Genomic DNA, 15,860 nt, shown 5'->3' with positions numbered 1-15,860 from the left:
TCGACGTGACACTACGCACCACAGCGATTATCGCGGGTGTACTTGGCCTGCTGATGCTCATCGCGGGGCTTGTCGCCAACGACGCCAGACCCGACCGCGAGGTCGTGACCACGGCTTCGGTCAATACGCCGGTGGTCGTTATCGGCCCCGAGGTCATCGCGCTCCAGGGGCTTGACCGGATCGCGGTGAACGCACATGGGGGCATCGAGGCACACACCGCACGTGCCGCAGATGCCGCGAGTTGGCTGAAGCGCCACTCGGCCACCTACGTGACCGGCTACATGGGTTGGGACGGTCTCGCCACCCGCACCGAGTCGGGGTTTGTGCCGCCGTCTCCAACCCCGTCTCCAAGTCCGTCGCCGAGCGCCACTGCCGAAGCGACCCCGGCTGCTTCACCAAGCCCCTCGCCGACTGCCAACGCAACTGCGCAGCCGGGCGACACCAAGGTGAGCGTCGACTACGGATCGACGGACGACTGGCGGTCCTCCTGGAGGGGCGTCAATCGAGTCTCCCTCGCCGTTGGGGCTGTTGCTCCGGGCGAAGTGCTGGTCGTGTACGCAGAAGATGGTTCGAACTTGGGCAGCGTGGAGTTCAGCGCGGTGCGACAGGTCAACGACGGGTGGATCAATCCCCTCATCTGGATTGGTGGCGTCCTCGCGATTCTTGGTGCCGTTGCGGCACTGTCTGGACTCATTGACACGAGGCCGGTCCAGGAACGCGCGGAGTCATGGCTACGCGGAAGGTCCAAGAGCAGTGGCGAGAAATCGGTCCATCCTGGGTCACGCCGCGAGCGCAGGCTAGCGGGTTCGTCCCTGCCTGACGTCGTTCTCGATGACCCGGAACCACTCGGATCGAATGACGACGGTCCGCTTGCGGTCAACGAAACGGACGTGGACGCCCCCGCTGAACCGACCACGGAAGAAGGAGGTGTCTCATGAGGCGCTCCATTCTCGTGTCGGCCGCCCTGGTTACGGCCGCGCTTTCTCTATCTGCGTGCGCCGCCGCGCCGCCGATTGTCGGCGTGACACCCTCGCCCGCAGCCAAGGCCGCTCTCCTCGATACCCAGGCGAAGTCGATCATTGACGACACCTTCACGGTCCTTGCCGTTGCCGACAAGGCGCAAGACGCATCGCTTCTCGACGCACGCTTTGAAGGCGACGCCGTTGCGGTGCGCGCCGCCGAGTATGCCGTGGCGAAGGCGGTGGCGGACGCGCCCGTATCGGACCTACCGTCTGGAGTTCAAGGCGTCTACGTGTCCAACGCGGAGACGTGGCCCCGGGTGCTCGCGGCGGTTTCTGATTCTCCCTCGGACAAACTGACCCCGGTGGTGTACTTGTGGGTCCAGGATTCGATACAGGTCCCGTACACCTTGAGGGCGTGGGCTCACATGATTCCGGGAGCGACTCTTCCTGCGATGGCAGGGTCCGTTGACGGGGCGACGCAGTTGGCTCTAGGCGAGACGGGCGTGGATCCCTCTCCCCGTGCCGCACTCGAGAATTACGTCGAGTTTCTGCGACAGGGCGCCGATAGCAAACTCGCCGCTGACTTCACTCCAGACAGCTACTCCCAGCAGTTGTTCACGGCTCGCACGGCTCTTGCGTCGGCCGCGGCATCGGCGGGAGGGGCCTACGTGGACACCGTCCAGCCAGACCTCACGCAAACCTACGTGTTGTCGACGTCAGACGGAGGGGCGCTCGTGTTTGCGCCCGTGCAGATCTCATCGTCTTTCTCGGTGAGCGGGGCGACGCTGAAGGTTTCCGATCGCGACGCGCCGCTTGTGCAGGGAACTATCGTCGACAAGGCGACCTACTTGTACCGCGATCTTGTCGTGCTGTCCGTGCCTGCCCCTGGTCTGAACCAGATTCCCTCGGTGGTTGCCGCGGAACACCACCTCGTATCGGTCAAGCCCGAATAACCCCACTACGAGCGAAGGGAAAAGCCTATGAACGCATCCACACCGTTTGCAGGGGCAGTCGACCTTGCGTCGCTTGCCGCCAAGGCAAACGCCCCCGCAACGGGTGCGCCAGGCGCGCCCCAGACGATGACCGAGACCAACGCTGGCCAGTTCGTCCAGGAGTCCCAGCGTCGGCCGGTTCTCGTGTTGTTGTGCTCGTCGCTAGAGCCGCAGTGTGCCGATCTGACCGCGAGGGTCACTGCCATCGTCCGTGAATACGGCGACTCGGTGCTGCTTGTGACCGTCGATGTCGACATCGAGGTGGGACTCGCTGGGGCCTTCCAAATTCAGGCGGTCCCCGCGATGCTCGCCTTGGTCGCCGGGCGACCCGTGCCGCTCTTCCAGGGAGCTCCAGACGACTCTCAAATTCGTGGCGTGTTCGCTCAGGTCGTCGAGGTCGCCAGGCAGGCCGGAATGGACGTGTCCGGGGCACCCTCGGCCGAGGCCGACGCGGGGCACGTTCCGGCGGAGGCGCCGTTGCCGCCACTGCACCAAGAGGCGTTTGAGGCCATCGAAAGGGACGATCTTGGCGGCGCGCTCGCGGCTTATGACAAGGCCCTGAAGGAGAACCCTCGCGATGCCGATGCGCGCGCTGGCAGGGCGCAAGTGGGCCTCATTGCCCGAGCTCGTGACGCCGATCCGGCGGTCGTGAGAGCGGCCGCAGCTGATGCACCTTCCGACATCGATGCTCAGCTTGCCGTCGCGGATCTCGACATTCTCGGTGGCCAAGTCGAGGATGCGTTCGCGCGACTGCTCGACGTGATCGTATCGACGACGGGCGACGATCGCGATCGCGCCCGGTTGCGTCTTGTGGATCTCTTTGAGGTCGTGGGTCCAACGGACGTGCGCGTGGCTACCGCGCGCAAGGTGCTGGCCAGCGCACTCAACTAGTAGCACTCTCAACGAGTGAGCGCACTCACTATTTAGAGGGTCCCTGCAGCGCTAGACGGCGCCTCACGGGACGGCCGCTTGCTAGTCGCCCGTCTGCGGGGCGGCCGACTGCGGGACGGCAGGCCTGAAGTACACGGCGCCCAGCGGTGGGAGCCGTACGGAAGCCGATGCCTCGAAACCCTTGTGGGAGGAACCTGTCGCCTCGATCCTGCCGAGATTGCCCACTCCCGAACCTCCGTATATCGTGGCATCGGTGTTGAGGGTCTCGTCCCACACGCCGCCGTGAGGGAAAGCGAGTCGGTAGCCCTCGTGGGGCACTCCTGCAAAGTTCACGGCTACCACGATCGGATTGCCTTCGTGGTCATACCTCACGTACGAAATGACGTTGTGAGCGCCGTCGTCTGCGTCGATCCACCGGAATCCGGCAGGGTCGTCGTCTCGGTTCCACAATGCCGGGCATGACCGATAGACGGCGTTGAGGTCGCCGACGAGTCGGCGAAGGCCGTCGTGGAGTGGGTCATCGGTGTGCCACCAGTCGAGCGAGCGGCCTTCCGACCACTCCGAGACCTGCCCAAACTCGCACCCCATGAAGAGGAGTTTCTTGCCGGGGTGTGACCACTGGTAGGCATACAGCGACCTGAGCCCGGCAACTTTTTGCCACTTGTCTCCCGGCACGCGCTCGTAGAGCGAGCCCTTGCCGTGCACGACCTCGTCGTGGCTCAGCGGCAGCAGGAAGTGTTCCGAGAACGCGTACATCAGGGAGAACGTCACCGTGTGATGGTGGTACGAGCGGTTGATCGGCTCCTCGGCGACGTAGCGCAGGGTGTCGTTCATCCAGCCCATGTTCCACTTGAGCCCAAAACCGAGCCCGTTGTGGGAGGTGGGCGCGGTGACTCCCGGCCATGCGGTCGACTCCTCGGCGATCATCACGATGCCTGGCACGTTCTTGTACGCGGTCCCGTTGACCTCTTGCAGGAAGGCGATGGCGTCGAGGTTCTCGCGACCGCCATGGATGTTGGGGCGCCACTGGCCCGCCTCGCGGGAGTAGTCGAGGTAGAGCATCGACGCGACGGCGTCGACGCGAAGCCCGTCCGCGTGGAATTCCTGCAGCCAGTAGAGCGCGTTCGCGACGAGGAAGTTGCGCACCTCGGCGCGACCGTAATCGAAGATGAACGTTCCCCAGTCGGGCTGTTCACCGCGCAACGGGTCGGGGTGCTCATAAAGAGGGGTGCCGTCGAAGCGCCCGAGCGCCCAAGCGTCCTTGGGGAAGTGGCCTGGGACCCAGTCCAGGAGGATGCCGATCCCCTGCTGATGGGCGCGGTCGATGAGGTAGCGCAGGTCGTCCGGCGTTCCGAAGCGCGCGGTCGGAGAATAGTACGACGTCACTTGGTAGCCCCACGAGCCGCCGAAGGGGTGCTCCATCACGGGCATCAGTTCCATGTGGGTGAAGCCCATGTCCCTCACGTAGTCGACCAGTTGGTCGGCCAGTTCGCGATAGCTCAGGCCCTGTCGCCACGACGCGAGGTGTACCTCGTAGATCGACATGGGGCTGTCGTGTGCGGAGTGCTTGGCCCTGTCCGTGAGCCAGGCCTCGTCCAACCACTCGTGGTTGCTCGCGGTGACGATCGACGCGGTGTTGGGGGGAACCTCGGTACGCCTGGCCATGGGGTCGGCCTGTTGCTTCCAGTGGCCGTCCTTCCCGAGGATCTCGAACTTGTAGTGCGCACCATCGGCGACGCCCGGGATGAAGAGCTCCCACACGCCGGAAGCCCCGAGAGACCGCATCGCGTGGCCGACTCCCTGCCAGTGGTTGAAGTCCCCGATCACGCGGACCGAGCGAGCGTTCGGCGCCCACACCGCGAAGGATGTGCCCGCGACCTCGCCAAGCACCGAAGGGAAGGTGCGCACGTGCGCTCCGAGTGCGTCCCACAGGCGCTCGTGGCGCCCCTCCCTGATGAGGTGAAGGTCCAGCTCGCCCAGAATCGGCAAGAAGCGGTAGGGGTCGTCCGTCGTCACCGGGTCACCGTCGTAGGTGACGTGCACCCTGTAGTCGGGCGCCTCTGTTCCCGGCAGGAAGGCCTGCCACAGCGCGTCCTCGACATGCTCCGCTGGGAACGTTCCTTCGAGGGTCTCGATGCTGATGGAGCGTGCGAGAGGGCGGAGGACGCGCACGATGACGCCGGCGCCTTCAACGTGGGGGCCAAGGATCGTGTGCGGGTCGTGGTGGGTGCCCGCCAGGATATCCGCCATTACAGTTGCATCGATGTCACGAGCCACGGACAGCCTCCGATTTGGTGGTGATCGTCGTCATGGTTCTATCGGCGCGATATGGACCAGCGTGAGTGAGGGGTCGAGTCGCACGTAAAACTCGCTTCCCCACGTGTAGTTGTCGCCGGTGATCGCATCCTTCACGACCACTCGGTCTTCTTCATGGCGGCCGATGGCCGTCATGTCTAGCGTGACGATCGCGTCGTGAGTCACATAGGGGTCGAAGGAGGCGACAACGATGACGGTGTCGGCCTTGCCGTTGGGAGACTCCTCGGCGCTCACGTGCCTCGAGAAGCACAGCACGTTGGGGTTCGTTGTCGGGTGGACGGTCAGCCCCCGCAACCTGCGCAACGCGACATGTTGGCGCCGCACGCGGTTGAGAGTCGTGAGGAGAGTCACCATTCCGTATTCGTCCGCTTGCGACCAGGCGCGGGGCTTGTACTCGTATTTTTCGTTGTCGATCTGTTCCTCGACGCCTGGCCGGGGGATGGACTCGATGAACTCGTAGCCCGTGTAGATCCCGTATGACGGGGCTCCCGACGCGGCCAGCGCCGCGCGCATCTTCCAGTACGGCGCACCGCCGCGCTGCATGTCCGGCGTGAGGATGTCGTGGGTTGTTGGCCAGAAGTTTGGGCGCATGAAGAAGGACGACGGACCGGTCAGTTCTGTGAGGTACTCGCCCATTTCGGCGGCGGTGGGGCGCCACGTGAAGTACGAATAGCTTTGGTGGAATCCGATCTTGGCGAGCGTGTGCATCATTGCGGGCCGCGTGAAGGCCTCGGCCAGGAAGATCACGTCGGGGTGAGTCCTGGCGATGTCCGCGAGCAGGCGTTCCCAGAAGGTGAGGGGCTTGGTGTGCGGGTTGTCGACGCGAAAGAGCGTTACGCCCGCGGCCATCCATACCTCAAGTACCGCACGAATTGCCTGGTAGATACCCTCGGGGTCGTTGTCGAAGTTCAGGGGATAGATGTCCTGGTACTTCTTGGGGGGGTTCTCCGCATACGCGATGGTGCCGTCGAGCCTCGTGGTGAACCACTCGGGATGCGTCGTCACCCATGGGTGGTCTGGCGAGCATTGGAGCGCGAAGTCGAGCGCCACCTCGAGGCCCAAGTCGCGAGCGGTGGAGACGAATGTCTTGAACGATCGCATCGTCCCCAGATCGGGGTGAATGCCGTCGTGGCCACCCTCGGCGGCGCCGATAGCGTACGGGCTGCCGGGGTCCGTTGGCTTGGCGGCGAGAGAGTTGTTGCGCCCCTTGCGGTACGTCGAGCCGATGGGGTGAATGGGCGTGAGGTACACCACGTCGAAGCCCATATCCGCAATCGCGGGCAGGCGCTTGGCGGCCGTAGCGAAGGTGCCCGATTTCCATTCACCGGTGCGCGTGTTGAGCTTGGCGCCCTCGGACCGGGGGAAGATCTCGTACCAAGCCGAGACGAGCGCCTTCTCGCGCTGGATGAGCAGGGGATACTCGCGCGACGAGGTCACGGATTCGCGCAACGGAGCCTTGTGGAGGATATCCCTGACCTTGTCGGATGCTGCGGCCGCAAAGCGGTCATCCGGCGGCGTGCGCCCATCCGTGAGTACTGCAATCGCCTCCGTGAGCGCCTCACGCGCTCGGGGAGGCCGACGAACCTCGTCTCGGGCTCGCGAGAGGATCTTCACGCCCTCATCAAGCATGAGTTGCACGTCGACACCGGCATGAATCTTGACCTCCGCCGCGTGCAGCCACGTGGCGACCGGATCCGACCAGGCCTCGACCCTGAACGAGTGCAGGCCCTCCTTGGTCGGCAAGTATTGCGCGACATAGAGTGCGTTTCCCCAGTCATTGAGGGGCATCGGGAACGAGTGAGACTTGCCGTCGGGACCGGTGACAACGACGGTCGCTCCCTCGGCATCGTGCCCCTCCCTGAAGATTGTTGCGGAGATGGGAACGGCCTCGCCTATGACGGCCCGGGCGGGCCAACGCCCCTCCTCGAGAGACGGTTGCACATTCACGATGGGCACTCGGCCCACCGAAGCCTCGACGCTTCGCTCCATAAGACGAACCTACCCGCCTTCGGTGGTGCGATCAAAGACGGGCAGGCCAGCGGTGGGAGTCATGAGGCGTCCGACTCCCGGCACCTTCACCTGCGCTCTTGGCCGGGTGTGGTGACGTAGAGGCGCATCGTCATGTGCTCCATTTCGGTGACCGATCCGGGCGCGACCATGTCCGCCGGGCGCTCGCTGGGTGACTCCCAGACGCTGTCCCACACGAGAGACCACGGCGCCCCATCGTCGGCCGGAATGGTGACGGAGGCCGACACGCGGGAGCCGTTGATAACCAGCAGGGAATCCGCCGCATCGGGGTCCGACAGCGATCGCATGAATTGCACCACTCGCGTGGTGGGGTCTTCCCACCAGTCCTCATGTTCGTGTTCTCCATCGATGGTGAACCATGCCGAGTCCGCCCGGTGGAGGTTGTCGCGCGGGTCCTCGTCAACTCCATCGTAGAACCGCGTGTGCCGCAATACGCGGTGCGCCTTGCGCAGGGCGATGAGGTGGGCGACCGTGTCGCGCACGTGTTCCTGCCATGGCTCGGTCTCCCAATTGATCCAGGAGATCTCGTTGTCTTGGCAATACGCGTTGTTGTTCCCGCCCTGGGTATGAGCAATCTCGTCGCCGGCGAGGATCATCGGTGTGCCCGCGGAGAGCAGCAGCGTGCCCATGAGGTTGCGTAGCGATCGCCGCCGGCCGCGCAACACCTCGGCGTCGTCCGACGGTCCCTCGACTCCGTGGTTATACGACCGGTTGTTGTCCGTTCCGTCCCTGTTGTGTTCGCCGTTCGCCTCGTTGTGCTTGCTGTTGTACGCGGTGAGGTCGTGCGCGCTGAACCCGTCGTGCGCCGTCACGAAGTTGATGGACGCCATGGGGCCACGCATCCCGTACGGCTCGGTGTGGCCAAAGAGGTCGGCCGATCCCGCGAGACGGGTGGCGAGCTCGGGTGCCGTCGCGTGGTTGCGTGCGCCGACAATTCCGGCGCCAAACGTGAGCCAATAGTCGCGGACGTAGTCGCGGAAGCGGTCGTTCCACTCCGACATCGGCGAAGGGAAGCCCCCGACTTGCCAGCCGCCCATTCCCAGGTCCCAGGGCTCGGCGATGAGCTTGGTCGATCCCAGCACGGGATCTGTGGTGAGGGCAACCAGGAACGGATGGTTGGTCGAGAAGCCGCTCATGGTGCGGCCCAGAGTCGCCGCAAGGTCGAAGCGGAAGCCGTCGACGCCCATGACATCGGACCAGTACCTGAGCGAATCCAAGGCCATCTTGATCACGGGAGGGTTGGAGAAGTCGAGGGTGTTGCCGGTGCCCGTTACGTCGTCGTAGTGCTGCGGGTTCATGGGGTTGTGGCGGTAATACGAGAAGTTGTCGAGGCCTCTCCAGCTCACGACACGGTCGCCCCAGCCGCCCTCACACGTGTGGTTGTAGACCACGTCGAGAATGACCTCGAGCCCCGCCTGGTGGAGGAGGTCGACCATTCCTCTGAACTCGTCCCGCACCGCGGCTGCACCTGCCGCCTGCGCCCTCGCGGTGGCGTATGACGCGTTCGCCGCGAAGAAGCTGAGCGTCGAATAGCCCCAGTAGTTGCTGAGCTCGAGGTTGTCGAGGTGCGGTTCCGACGCCGACGAATGCACGGGAAGAAGCTCGATCGTCGTAATGCCAAGGTCGGTGAGGCGCTTGATGGAGGCCGGATGTGCGAGTCCCGCGTACGTGCCGCGCAGTTCCTCGGGGACGTCGGGCATCAGCTGGGTGAAGCCCTTGACGTGCGCCTCGTAGAGCACGGTGTCGCGCCACGGAGTATGCGGCTTGGGGGTGGGGAGAGGGCCGTCGTGACTGGGCATCACCACGGACCGGGGCATGAACGGAGCGGAGTCGGTGCCGTCGCGGTTCGAGTTGAGCACGCTCGCACCGGGCGCGGTCGAGTCCGAGAGGAGGCCGTCGATTCCCCTCCCGTAGGGGTCGAGCAGGAGCTTCGCCTTGTTGTAACGGTGGCCGCGCTTGGTGGCCCAGGGTCCCGATGCGCGGAACCCATAGCGTTGACCAGCGGCGATCCCCGCGATAAATCCGTGCCAGTTCCCGTGCGACGGGCCGTTGAGAGGGACGCGCGTCTCCGCACCCGCATCGTCGAACAGGCACAGGTCGACGCCGGTCGCGTGTGCAGCAAAGACAGACACCGAGGCGCCGCCGTCGACGGGGTGGACTCCAAGACGGAATGGATCGGGTGCGGGAGGTACAGGGCCGGTGGCGGAAACCGGTGGCGCTGTTTTGCGGCGAGGCATGGCCCCATTCTGCACTGGTGTGGTTTCGCGGGCGTCATCCGTAGCCCCCGGTAGTCTTCATCCATGCGCATAGTGGTCACAGTCAAGTTCGTGCCCGACCTGCAATCCACCCGCTCGTTCACCGAGGGCTCCGTCACGCGCACTGCGGACGACGGAACCATGAATGAGTTGGATGAGAACGCTGTCGAGGCAGCCCTCCAACTCAGGGAGTCGCTCCCCGAGGGCGAGTGCGAGGTCTACGCGCTGACCGTGGGCGGCGCCGACGCCGTGGCGGCCGTGCGCAAGGCCCTCCAGTTGGGTGTCGATCACGCCATCCACGTCTCCGACGCTGGCATTGCTGGCTCGGACGTGTTTGGCACCGCGACGGTGCTCGCTGCGGCCGTGCGCGAGATCGAGAAGGACGGCGCCGTTGATCTCGTGATCACCGGCATGGCCGCGCTCGACGGGCTCACGTCGATGCTGCCCACGGCTCTCGCGGCCGAGCTCGATGTGGCCCAATTGACCCTTGCGTCGCACCTCGAGGTCGCCGATGGCACCGCGACGATCGAGCGCCACCTGCCCGATGCCCACGAGACCGTCACGGCGGCCTTGCCCGCTCTCGTGTCCGTCACCGACGAGGCCAACAAGGCTCGCTACCCCAATTTCAAGCTCATCATGGCGGCCCGTGCCAAGCCGGTGACGACGTGGAGCCTGTCGGACATCGGCGTCGATCCGGTGACCGTGGGCGCCATGGCCGCCCGCACCACCGTCGTCGACGCCTCCCCGCGACCGCCACGCGAGAACCGCGTGGTCGTGACCGACAAGGGCGAGGGCGGCCAGCAGCTGGCCGCATTCCTGATCGAGAGGGGGCTCGCATGACCGCGACCGTTGCCGTGCTCGTGGAGCACCGCGATTCCGAGAGTGCCGGATCCGGCATCGCTCAGCCCTCTTTCGAGGCGCTGACGCTCGCCCGCACGATTGGGCGTCCCATTGCCGTGTGGATGGGTGAGCAACCTCCCGCCGATGCGGTGGCCGCCTTGGGTGCGTACGGCGCGGAGGAGGTGCGCGTCCTCGCGATCGGCGAGCGGGCGCGTCACCCCAAGACCGCCGCGGCCGCGCTTGCCGCCGCGACGGGCGATGCCGCGCTCGTGCTGATGGTGTCGACGTTCGTCAATAAGGAGATCGCCACGCACCTCGCGCTCGCGACTGGTGCGGGCGTCGTCGTCGATGCCGCAGGTGCCGAGATGGTCGACGGGCGCGTCGAGGCGCTGCAGACGGTATTCGCCGCCACGTGGAACGTGCGCACGCGCGTCAACGCGGACCGTGCGATCGTCGCCTTGCGGCCCAACACGACCAAGGCCGAGCCTGCCGCGACCGCGGGAGCCGCCGAGCTCGTCGGCGTGCTCGCTGCCCTTCCTAAGATGCGCGAGACGCTCGCCTCGGTGACCCCCGTGGCGCGAGAGGAGGGCGTGCCTCTGTCGGAGGCCGCCGTCGTCGTTTCGGGCGGTCGAGGCACGAGCGGCGACTACACGCTCGTGCGCGAACTGGCCGACGTGCTCGGCGCGGCCGTGGGAGCGTCCCGCGACGCGACCGACGAGGGCTGGATCAGCCATGAACACATGGTGGGTCAGACGGGCGTGACGGTGACTCCCGCGCTGTACGTCGCGTGCGGAATCTCCGGAGCGGTGCACCACCGTGGAGGGATGCAGGCCTCCGGAACGATCGTGGCCGTCAACATCGACCCCGATGCGCCGATCTTCGAGATTGCGGACTTCGGCGTCGTCGGGGATCTGGGCGACGTACTGCCGCAAGCGATCGCCGCCCTGAAGGCGGCTCGCCTAGCCTGAGGGCCCCGCCCTACTTAGCGCTCAGCTTTGTCACGAGCGCGTGCAATTCTTCGATCATCTCGACCTGACGGTTGTTGATGGCGAGCAGCATCTCGATGTCCTTCTTGGCTGCCACATTGGTGTCGTAGTCGTGCTGGGCGAGTGCGGCCGCGATGGCATCCTGCCGCCTGGCGGCGATCAGCAGGATGGCACCCTGCATTCCTGCCAGCATGCTCAGGAACAGGTTGAGCAGGATGAACGGATACGGGTCCCAGCCCTTCGCGACCGAATTGGCGGTGGCCCACAGGATCATGAACACGATGAAGCCGGTGACGAAGCCCCAACTGCCCATGAAGTTGCGCATGGAGTCGGCGGCCCGTTCGCCTGAAGTGAGGTGCTCCTTGTGCGCCTGGTGCCAGTTCTTGGCGCGGACTACACGGGCACTGGTGGTCTTGTTCGGCGTCATGTTTTCAGAGATTACGCCAGCGCCCGACCGAAATTCGCAACGACCTTAGTTCGCGCCTTTGAAGCTCGTTCGCCCCTAGCCCGCGGGGCGATCGACGGAACGCGTGAGGTTTTCCCAGGTGTCGACGTCGGCCGTGAGGCGTTCGATCTTGGTGCGAGTCCCCGCGAGCGCGTGCGCTCCCGCAATGAAGTGAAGAGGGGGCTCGCCGGCGTCGACCAGTGCGAGCATGGCCTCCGCGAGGGCCTCGGGCGATCCCGGTTGTTTTCCGGGTAGTCCGTTGATGCGGTCCCAGAACGGGCGCATCACGGCCTCGTAGTCGGGGAGGATTTCTTCCTTTTTCGCGCCCGAGGGAATCCACAGTGAGCGAACGGGGCCGGGCTCTATCACGGTGACCTTGATGCCGAGATGTCCCACCTCCGCGGCGAGCGACTCCATGAAACCGGACACCGCAAACTTGGTCGCGCAGTAGTAGCCGAGGCCCACCGAGCCGCGCACTCCGGCGATCGATGAGACGGTGAGGATGTGGCCGGCGCGGCGTTCGCGGAAGTGCGGGAGCAGCGCCGTTGTCACGCGGGCCACACCCCAGAAGTTGGCCTCCATCATGGCGCGCACGTCGCCGGCGTCCGACTCCTCGATCGTCGAAAAGTATCCAATACCAGCGTTGTTGACCAAGACGTCGACGGGCCCGACGGCGGTGAGGGCCGCGCTGACCGCCGCGTCGACCGATGCTTCCTCCGTGACGTCGAGGGCGAGGGGGACCACGAGGTCTGGATACGCTGCGGCGAGGTCGTCGAGGGTTTCGGGCCGTCGGGCCGTCGCCACCACGGTGTGACCGCGGCGAGCGACCGCCTCCACAGTGGCACGGCCGATGCCAGTTGAGCAGCCGGTGATGAGCCAGGTGGCCATAGGGGAGTCCTTCCGAGGGAGTCTGCTGCCACGTTACCCGCGCGTTCGGCCGAGGGGCGTGCCCGGAGCCTTGCGGAAGGCCCCGCTTACGATGGCCACATGCGCCACTACCTCGACCACGCCGCGACCACGCCGATGCGGCCGGCCGCGCGCGAGGCCTGGCTCGAGGCCTCCGAGGAGGGCGGCAATCCCTCGTCGCTGCACGCTGCGGGTCGCCAGGCCCGGGCGCGGCTCGAGGACGCGCGCGAGCGCATCGCTGCGTCTCTGGGTGCACATCCCACCGAGGTGGTATTCACATCGGGTGCGACTGAGGCCAATAATCTTGCGATCAAGGGCGGGGTGTGGGCCAGCATCGATGCCGATCCCGGCCGCCGTCGCCTCGTCACCACGCAAGTGGAGCATCACGCCTCCTTGGACCCAGCTAGGTGGCTCGCAGTGGGTCATCAGGTACCCGTGGTCGAGCTCGCCGTGGACGCGACGGGGCTACTGGGGCTCGACGCTCTTGCGCGGGAGTTTGACGGGCATGCGTCGCAGACCGCACTTGTGTCGGTGCAGTGGGTCAACAACGAGGTGGGGACCGTGCAGCCGATCGGGGCGGTGGTCGCGCTCGCGACGAGCGCGGGGGTTCCTGTCCACAGTGACGCGGCCCAAGCGATCGCGTATGAGGGTGTGGACTTCGCGGCGAGCGGACTCGCGACGATGGCCGTAAGCGCACACAAGTTTGGCGGCCCGGTTGGTGTTGGGGCCCTTGTCGCACGGCGCGATGTCCGGCTCGTGCCCCTGAACCATGGGGGCGGGCAAGAAAGGCGCGTGAGATCGGGAACCCTCGACGTCCCCGGTGCGGTGGCATTTGCCGTCGCGCTTGAGCAGGCGGTGGCGACGCGCGAGGTCGAGCGCGCACGGCTCACTCGGCTCGCGACGCGCCTGATCGAGGGTGTGGGTACCTCTTGCCCCACTGGGGTGCTGAGTGGCCCCGAACCGGGTACCTCACGGCCCACTTCCGGAGGTGGAGTAGGCGTGCGGGCGCCGCACATCGTGCACTTCGCGTTCCCAGGCGCGAACGCCGACGCTTTGCTCTACGGCCTCGACTCCCGCTGCATCGACGCGTCCCAGGGTTCCGCATGCACCGCCGGAGTGGTGCAGGCGAGCCATGTGTTGATTGCCATGGGTCGTTCCGAGGCTGACGCGACGTCGACCATCAGATTCTCGCTCGGCTGGACGTCGACGGAGGCGGACGTCGATGCCGTGATTGCGGTGATCCCGGAAGTGGTCGAAAGGGCGAGGCGCTAGCCGCTCGTTACGTGCTCGGCCGCGAGCATCTCTCGCTGGCCATCTCGCGGGGTTTCTCACCGGCCAGGCGTGAGCGCTACGCCTCGCGACGACCGGCCCATGCGAACGCCGCCCACATCAGCAGGATTGTCGCGACCACCGAGACCCCCAAGGCGGGCCAGTAGTCGTTCAGCGTCCCTCCCGCCGGAAGGTCGGCGAGCGCGTTGGCGAGCGACGTGGGAAGCCAGCGCGCTATGGCGGGAGCGAGGCCCAAGAGCGGCATCGCGATGAGCACCACGAGTGACGTCATGACCGTGCCCAACACGGATCGCATGCGCTGCGCGACGGCGGCCGTGAGCGCGACGACGAAGGCGAGGAACGCGACCCCGAGCGCCGCACCCGCAAGCACCGGCGCGGTCGGTGGGGCGCCGATGAGCGCCCACGTCTCGTACCACGCGACCCCCGTGCCGAGCAGGAACGCGGCGGCGGCCGCGAGGAACGACACGACGACTCGCGGCACGAGGATCTTCCACGCGGGGCTCACCCTCGTGCGCAGGAACACGCCCATCTCGGGGATCGCATCAAACGCGAGCGCGCCTGCGGCCACGATCACGACGACGAGGGTGCCGATCTGGGCGGCATTCGACACGAACTGCACCATGCCATCGGCCGGGGTTGGGTCGGGCACTGTAATGACGGTGCCATCCGAACTCCCGACGCGAGACAAGATCTCCTTGATGTACCTGGCGGTGAGAGGCCCGACGAGGCCAAAACCGATGTACACGCTCGCGAGCGCCACCCACTTCTTGGTGCGAGTGAGGCGCAAGTATTCAAGTCGCCAGGGGCTCATGAGGTCAGCTCCAGGAATGCGCGCTCGAGCGATACCTCTTCCGGCCGCATGGACACCACCGAGGCCCCGGTCGCGGCGAGCGCGCCCATCAGGTGGCGTTCGGCGTCGGCAAGCGATCTGACTTCGACGTGCACGATTCCTCCTTCTGCCGCCGTAGCGGAACTCACCCAGGCCTCTCGCGAAAGGGCGCCCGCGACGGCATCGGCCCCGTCCCTGACGCGCAGCTCGTACCGAGGCACGGCCCGTCCCACGAGCAGATCGGAAAGCGGGCCCTGGAACAGCAGTCGGCCGTGGTGCAGGATCCCGACGGTGTCGCACACCTCTTGGACGTCGCCAAGGATGTGGCTTGAAAACAGCACCGTCGCGTGGCCGCGCAGCGTGTTGATGAGGTCGAGCACCTCCCGTCTGCCTTGCGGGTCGAGGGCGGAGGCGGGCTCGTCGAGCAGGATCAGCGAGGGCCGCGCCACCAGGGTGGAGGCGATCCCGAGACGTTGGAGCATGCCGCGCGAGTAGCCGCCGCAGCGCCGTCGCGCGGCGTCCGTCAACCCCGACTGCTCGAGGACCTCGTCGACTCGCTCTGCGTCCTCGCGGGTCGTCACGGAGTGAGTCCCCGAACCGAGCGTGAGCGCCAGCGCGACCACCTCCCTACCCGTGAGCCACGGGTCGAAACGCGGAGTGTCGGGGAGCACCGCGACCTCGCCGGTCTCCGCTGCGACAGTCACCTCGCCCTCCGTCGCCTTCCTGAGGCCCGCCAGGATTCCGAGCAGCGTGGTCTTGCCTGCGCCGTTGGGCCCTGCGAGTCCGTACACCGAACCGGCCGGTACCTCCAGGTCGACGCCATCGAGGGCCGCGTGGGTGCCGTAGCGCTTGACCAGCCCGTGCGTGCGGATCATGAGCGGTTCGAGTCTCGGCCGACGAGCAGGTAGATGATTCCTCCCACCGGGATGCTCGCGCAGGAGATCACGATCCAGGCCCACTTCGGGAGGTGCTTCACGTCGTGGCGCGCGATATCGACGATGCAATAGATCATGAAGCCGACGATCAGGACGGCTACGGGGATCAGTCCCGCCCAGGGAATGCTGGAGTTCATTGCTAGACCTTGCTTTCTAAAGACGGGGCTTTCTCAGGGCCGTGCCTT

Annotated in this window: 14 protein-coding genes; 6 read left to right on the top strand and 8 right to left on the bottom strand. The window is 66.1% G+C overall.

All coding sequences use genetic code 11. The features are described from left to right. Nucleotides 1-5: 5 nt before the first annotated feature. The 3 genes from BKA03_RS11190 to BKA03_RS11180 are packed head-to-tail and all read left to right on the top strand — an operon-like array spanning nt 6 to nt 2,845. On the top strand, nt 6-938 hold the full coding sequence (locus BKA03_RS11190) for a hypothetical protein (protein ID WP_062074020.1): 933 nt from the start codon (nt 6-8) through the stop codon (nt 936-938). Next, entirely contained in the window at nt 935-1,915 is a 981-nt protein-coding gene (locus tag BKA03_RS11185; protein ID WP_062074019.1) for a DUF8094 domain-containing protein, read from the top strand. Before BKA03_RS11190 ends, BKA03_RS11185 begins: the two co-directional genes overlap by 4 nt. A gap of 27 nt (nt 1,916-1,942) precedes the next feature. Then, nucleotides 1,943-2,845: a co-chaperone YbbN gene (locus BKA03_RS11180; protein ID WP_062074018.1), complete on the top strand. Its 903-nt coding sequence runs from the start codon at nt 1,943-1,945 to the stop codon at nt 2,843-2,845. 81 nt (nt 2,846-2,926) lie between these two features. Here BKA03_RS11180 and glgB read toward each other — a convergent pair whose 3' ends face one another. The 3 genes from glgB to glgX all read right to left on the bottom strand — a co-directional run bounded on the left by glgB (nt 2,927) and on the right by glgX (nt 9,426). After that, nucleotides 2,927-5,095, bottom strand: coding sequence for a 1,4-alpha-glucan branching protein GlgB (gene glgB / locus BKA03_RS11175; RefSeq protein WP_062074017.1), 2,169 nt, complete (start codon nt 5,093-5,095; stop codon nt 2,927-2,929). Nucleotides 5,096-5,152: 57 nt separating this feature from the next. After that, nucleotides 5,153-7,150, bottom strand: coding sequence for an alpha-1,4-glucan--maltose-1-phosphate maltosyltransferase (locus tag BKA03_RS11170; protein WP_062074016.1), 1,998 nt, complete (start codon nt 7,148-7,150; stop codon nt 5,153-5,155). 86 nt (nt 7,151-7,236) lie between these two features. Further along, nucleotides 7,237-9,426, bottom strand: coding sequence for a glycogen debranching protein GlgX (gene glgX / locus BKA03_RS11165; RefSeq protein WP_062074015.1), 2,190 nt, complete (start codon nt 9,424-9,426; stop codon nt 7,237-7,239). Nucleotides 9,427-9,489: 63 nt separating this feature from the next. On the opposite strand from glgX, the gene BKA03_RS11160 reads away from it, so the two are divergent. Then, nucleotides 9,490-10,284 (top strand): electron transfer flavoprotein subunit beta/FixA family protein, encoded by a 795-nt coding sequence (locus tag BKA03_RS11160; protein ID WP_062074014.1) that lies wholly within the window; start codon nt 9,490-9,492, stop codon nt 10,282-10,284. Next, nucleotides 10,281-11,252 (top strand): electron transfer flavoprotein subunit alpha/FixB family protein, encoded by a 972-nt coding sequence (locus BKA03_RS11155; protein ID WP_062074013.1) that lies wholly within the window; start codon nt 10,281-10,283, stop codon nt 11,250-11,252. Before BKA03_RS11160 ends, BKA03_RS11155 begins: the two co-directional genes overlap by 4 nt. Before the next feature lie 10 nt (nt 11,253-11,262). On the opposite strand, the gene BKA03_RS11150 is transcribed toward BKA03_RS11155, so the two are convergent. Both BKA03_RS11150 and BKA03_RS11145 read right to left on the bottom strand, forming a co-directional pair. Then, on the bottom strand, nt 11,263-11,697 hold the full coding sequence (locus BKA03_RS11150; protein WP_062074012.1) for a DUF1003 domain-containing protein: 435 nt from the start codon (nt 11,695-11,697) through the stop codon (nt 11,263-11,265). Nucleotides 11,698-11,772: 75 nt separating this feature from the next. Beyond that, the gene (locus tag BKA03_RS11145) at nt 11,773-12,603 is read right to left on the bottom strand and encodes an oxidoreductase (protein ID WP_062074011.1); all 831 of its coding nucleotides are present in this window, start codon (nt 12,601-12,603) and stop codon (nt 11,773-11,775) included. Between the two features lie 99 nt (nt 12,604-12,702). Here BKA03_RS11145 and BKA03_RS11140 point away from each other — a divergent pair, with 99 nt between their 5' ends. Next, nucleotides 12,703-13,893, top strand: a complete 1,191-nt coding sequence (locus tag BKA03_RS11140; RefSeq protein ID WP_062074010.1) for a cysteine desulfurase family protein — start codon at nt 12,703-12,705, stop codon at nt 13,891-13,893. 76 nt (nt 13,894-13,969) lie between these two features. Here the strand turns inward: BKA03_RS11140 and BKA03_RS11135 are convergent, their stop codons facing one another. Genes BKA03_RS11135 through BKA03_RS11125 form a run of 3 tightly spaced genes read right to left on the bottom strand, consistent with a single transcriptional unit; the run spans nt 13,970 to nt 15,812 of the window. Further along, entirely contained in the window at nt 13,970-14,722 is a 753-nt protein-coding gene (locus tag BKA03_RS11135; protein WP_062074009.1) for a hypothetical protein, read from the bottom strand. Further along, nucleotides 14,719-15,615: an ABC transporter ATP-binding protein gene (locus BKA03_RS11130; RefSeq protein ID WP_062074008.1), complete on the bottom strand. Its 897-nt coding sequence runs from the start codon at nt 15,613-15,615 to the stop codon at nt 14,719-14,721. The genes BKA03_RS11135 and BKA03_RS11130 overlap by 4 nt, the downstream gene beginning before the upstream one ends. Then, nucleotides 15,612-15,812, bottom strand: a complete 201-nt coding sequence (locus BKA03_RS11125) for a PLDc N-terminal domain-containing protein (RefSeq protein WP_062074007.1) — start codon at nt 15,810-15,812, stop codon at nt 15,612-15,614. The genes BKA03_RS11130 and BKA03_RS11125 overlap by 4 nt, the downstream gene beginning before the upstream one ends. Between the last annotated feature and the right edge of the window lie 48 nt (nt 15,813-15,860).

Origin of the sequence: Demequina lutea (assembly GCF_013409005.1) — a bacterium.
In the GTDB taxonomy this organism is placed as follows: Bacteria; Actinomycetota; Actinomycetes; order Actinomycetales; family Demequinaceae; genus Demequina; species Demequina lutea.
Note: the sequence above shows the minus strand (reverse complement) of the source record. Positions and strands in the feature narration are given on the sequence as shown.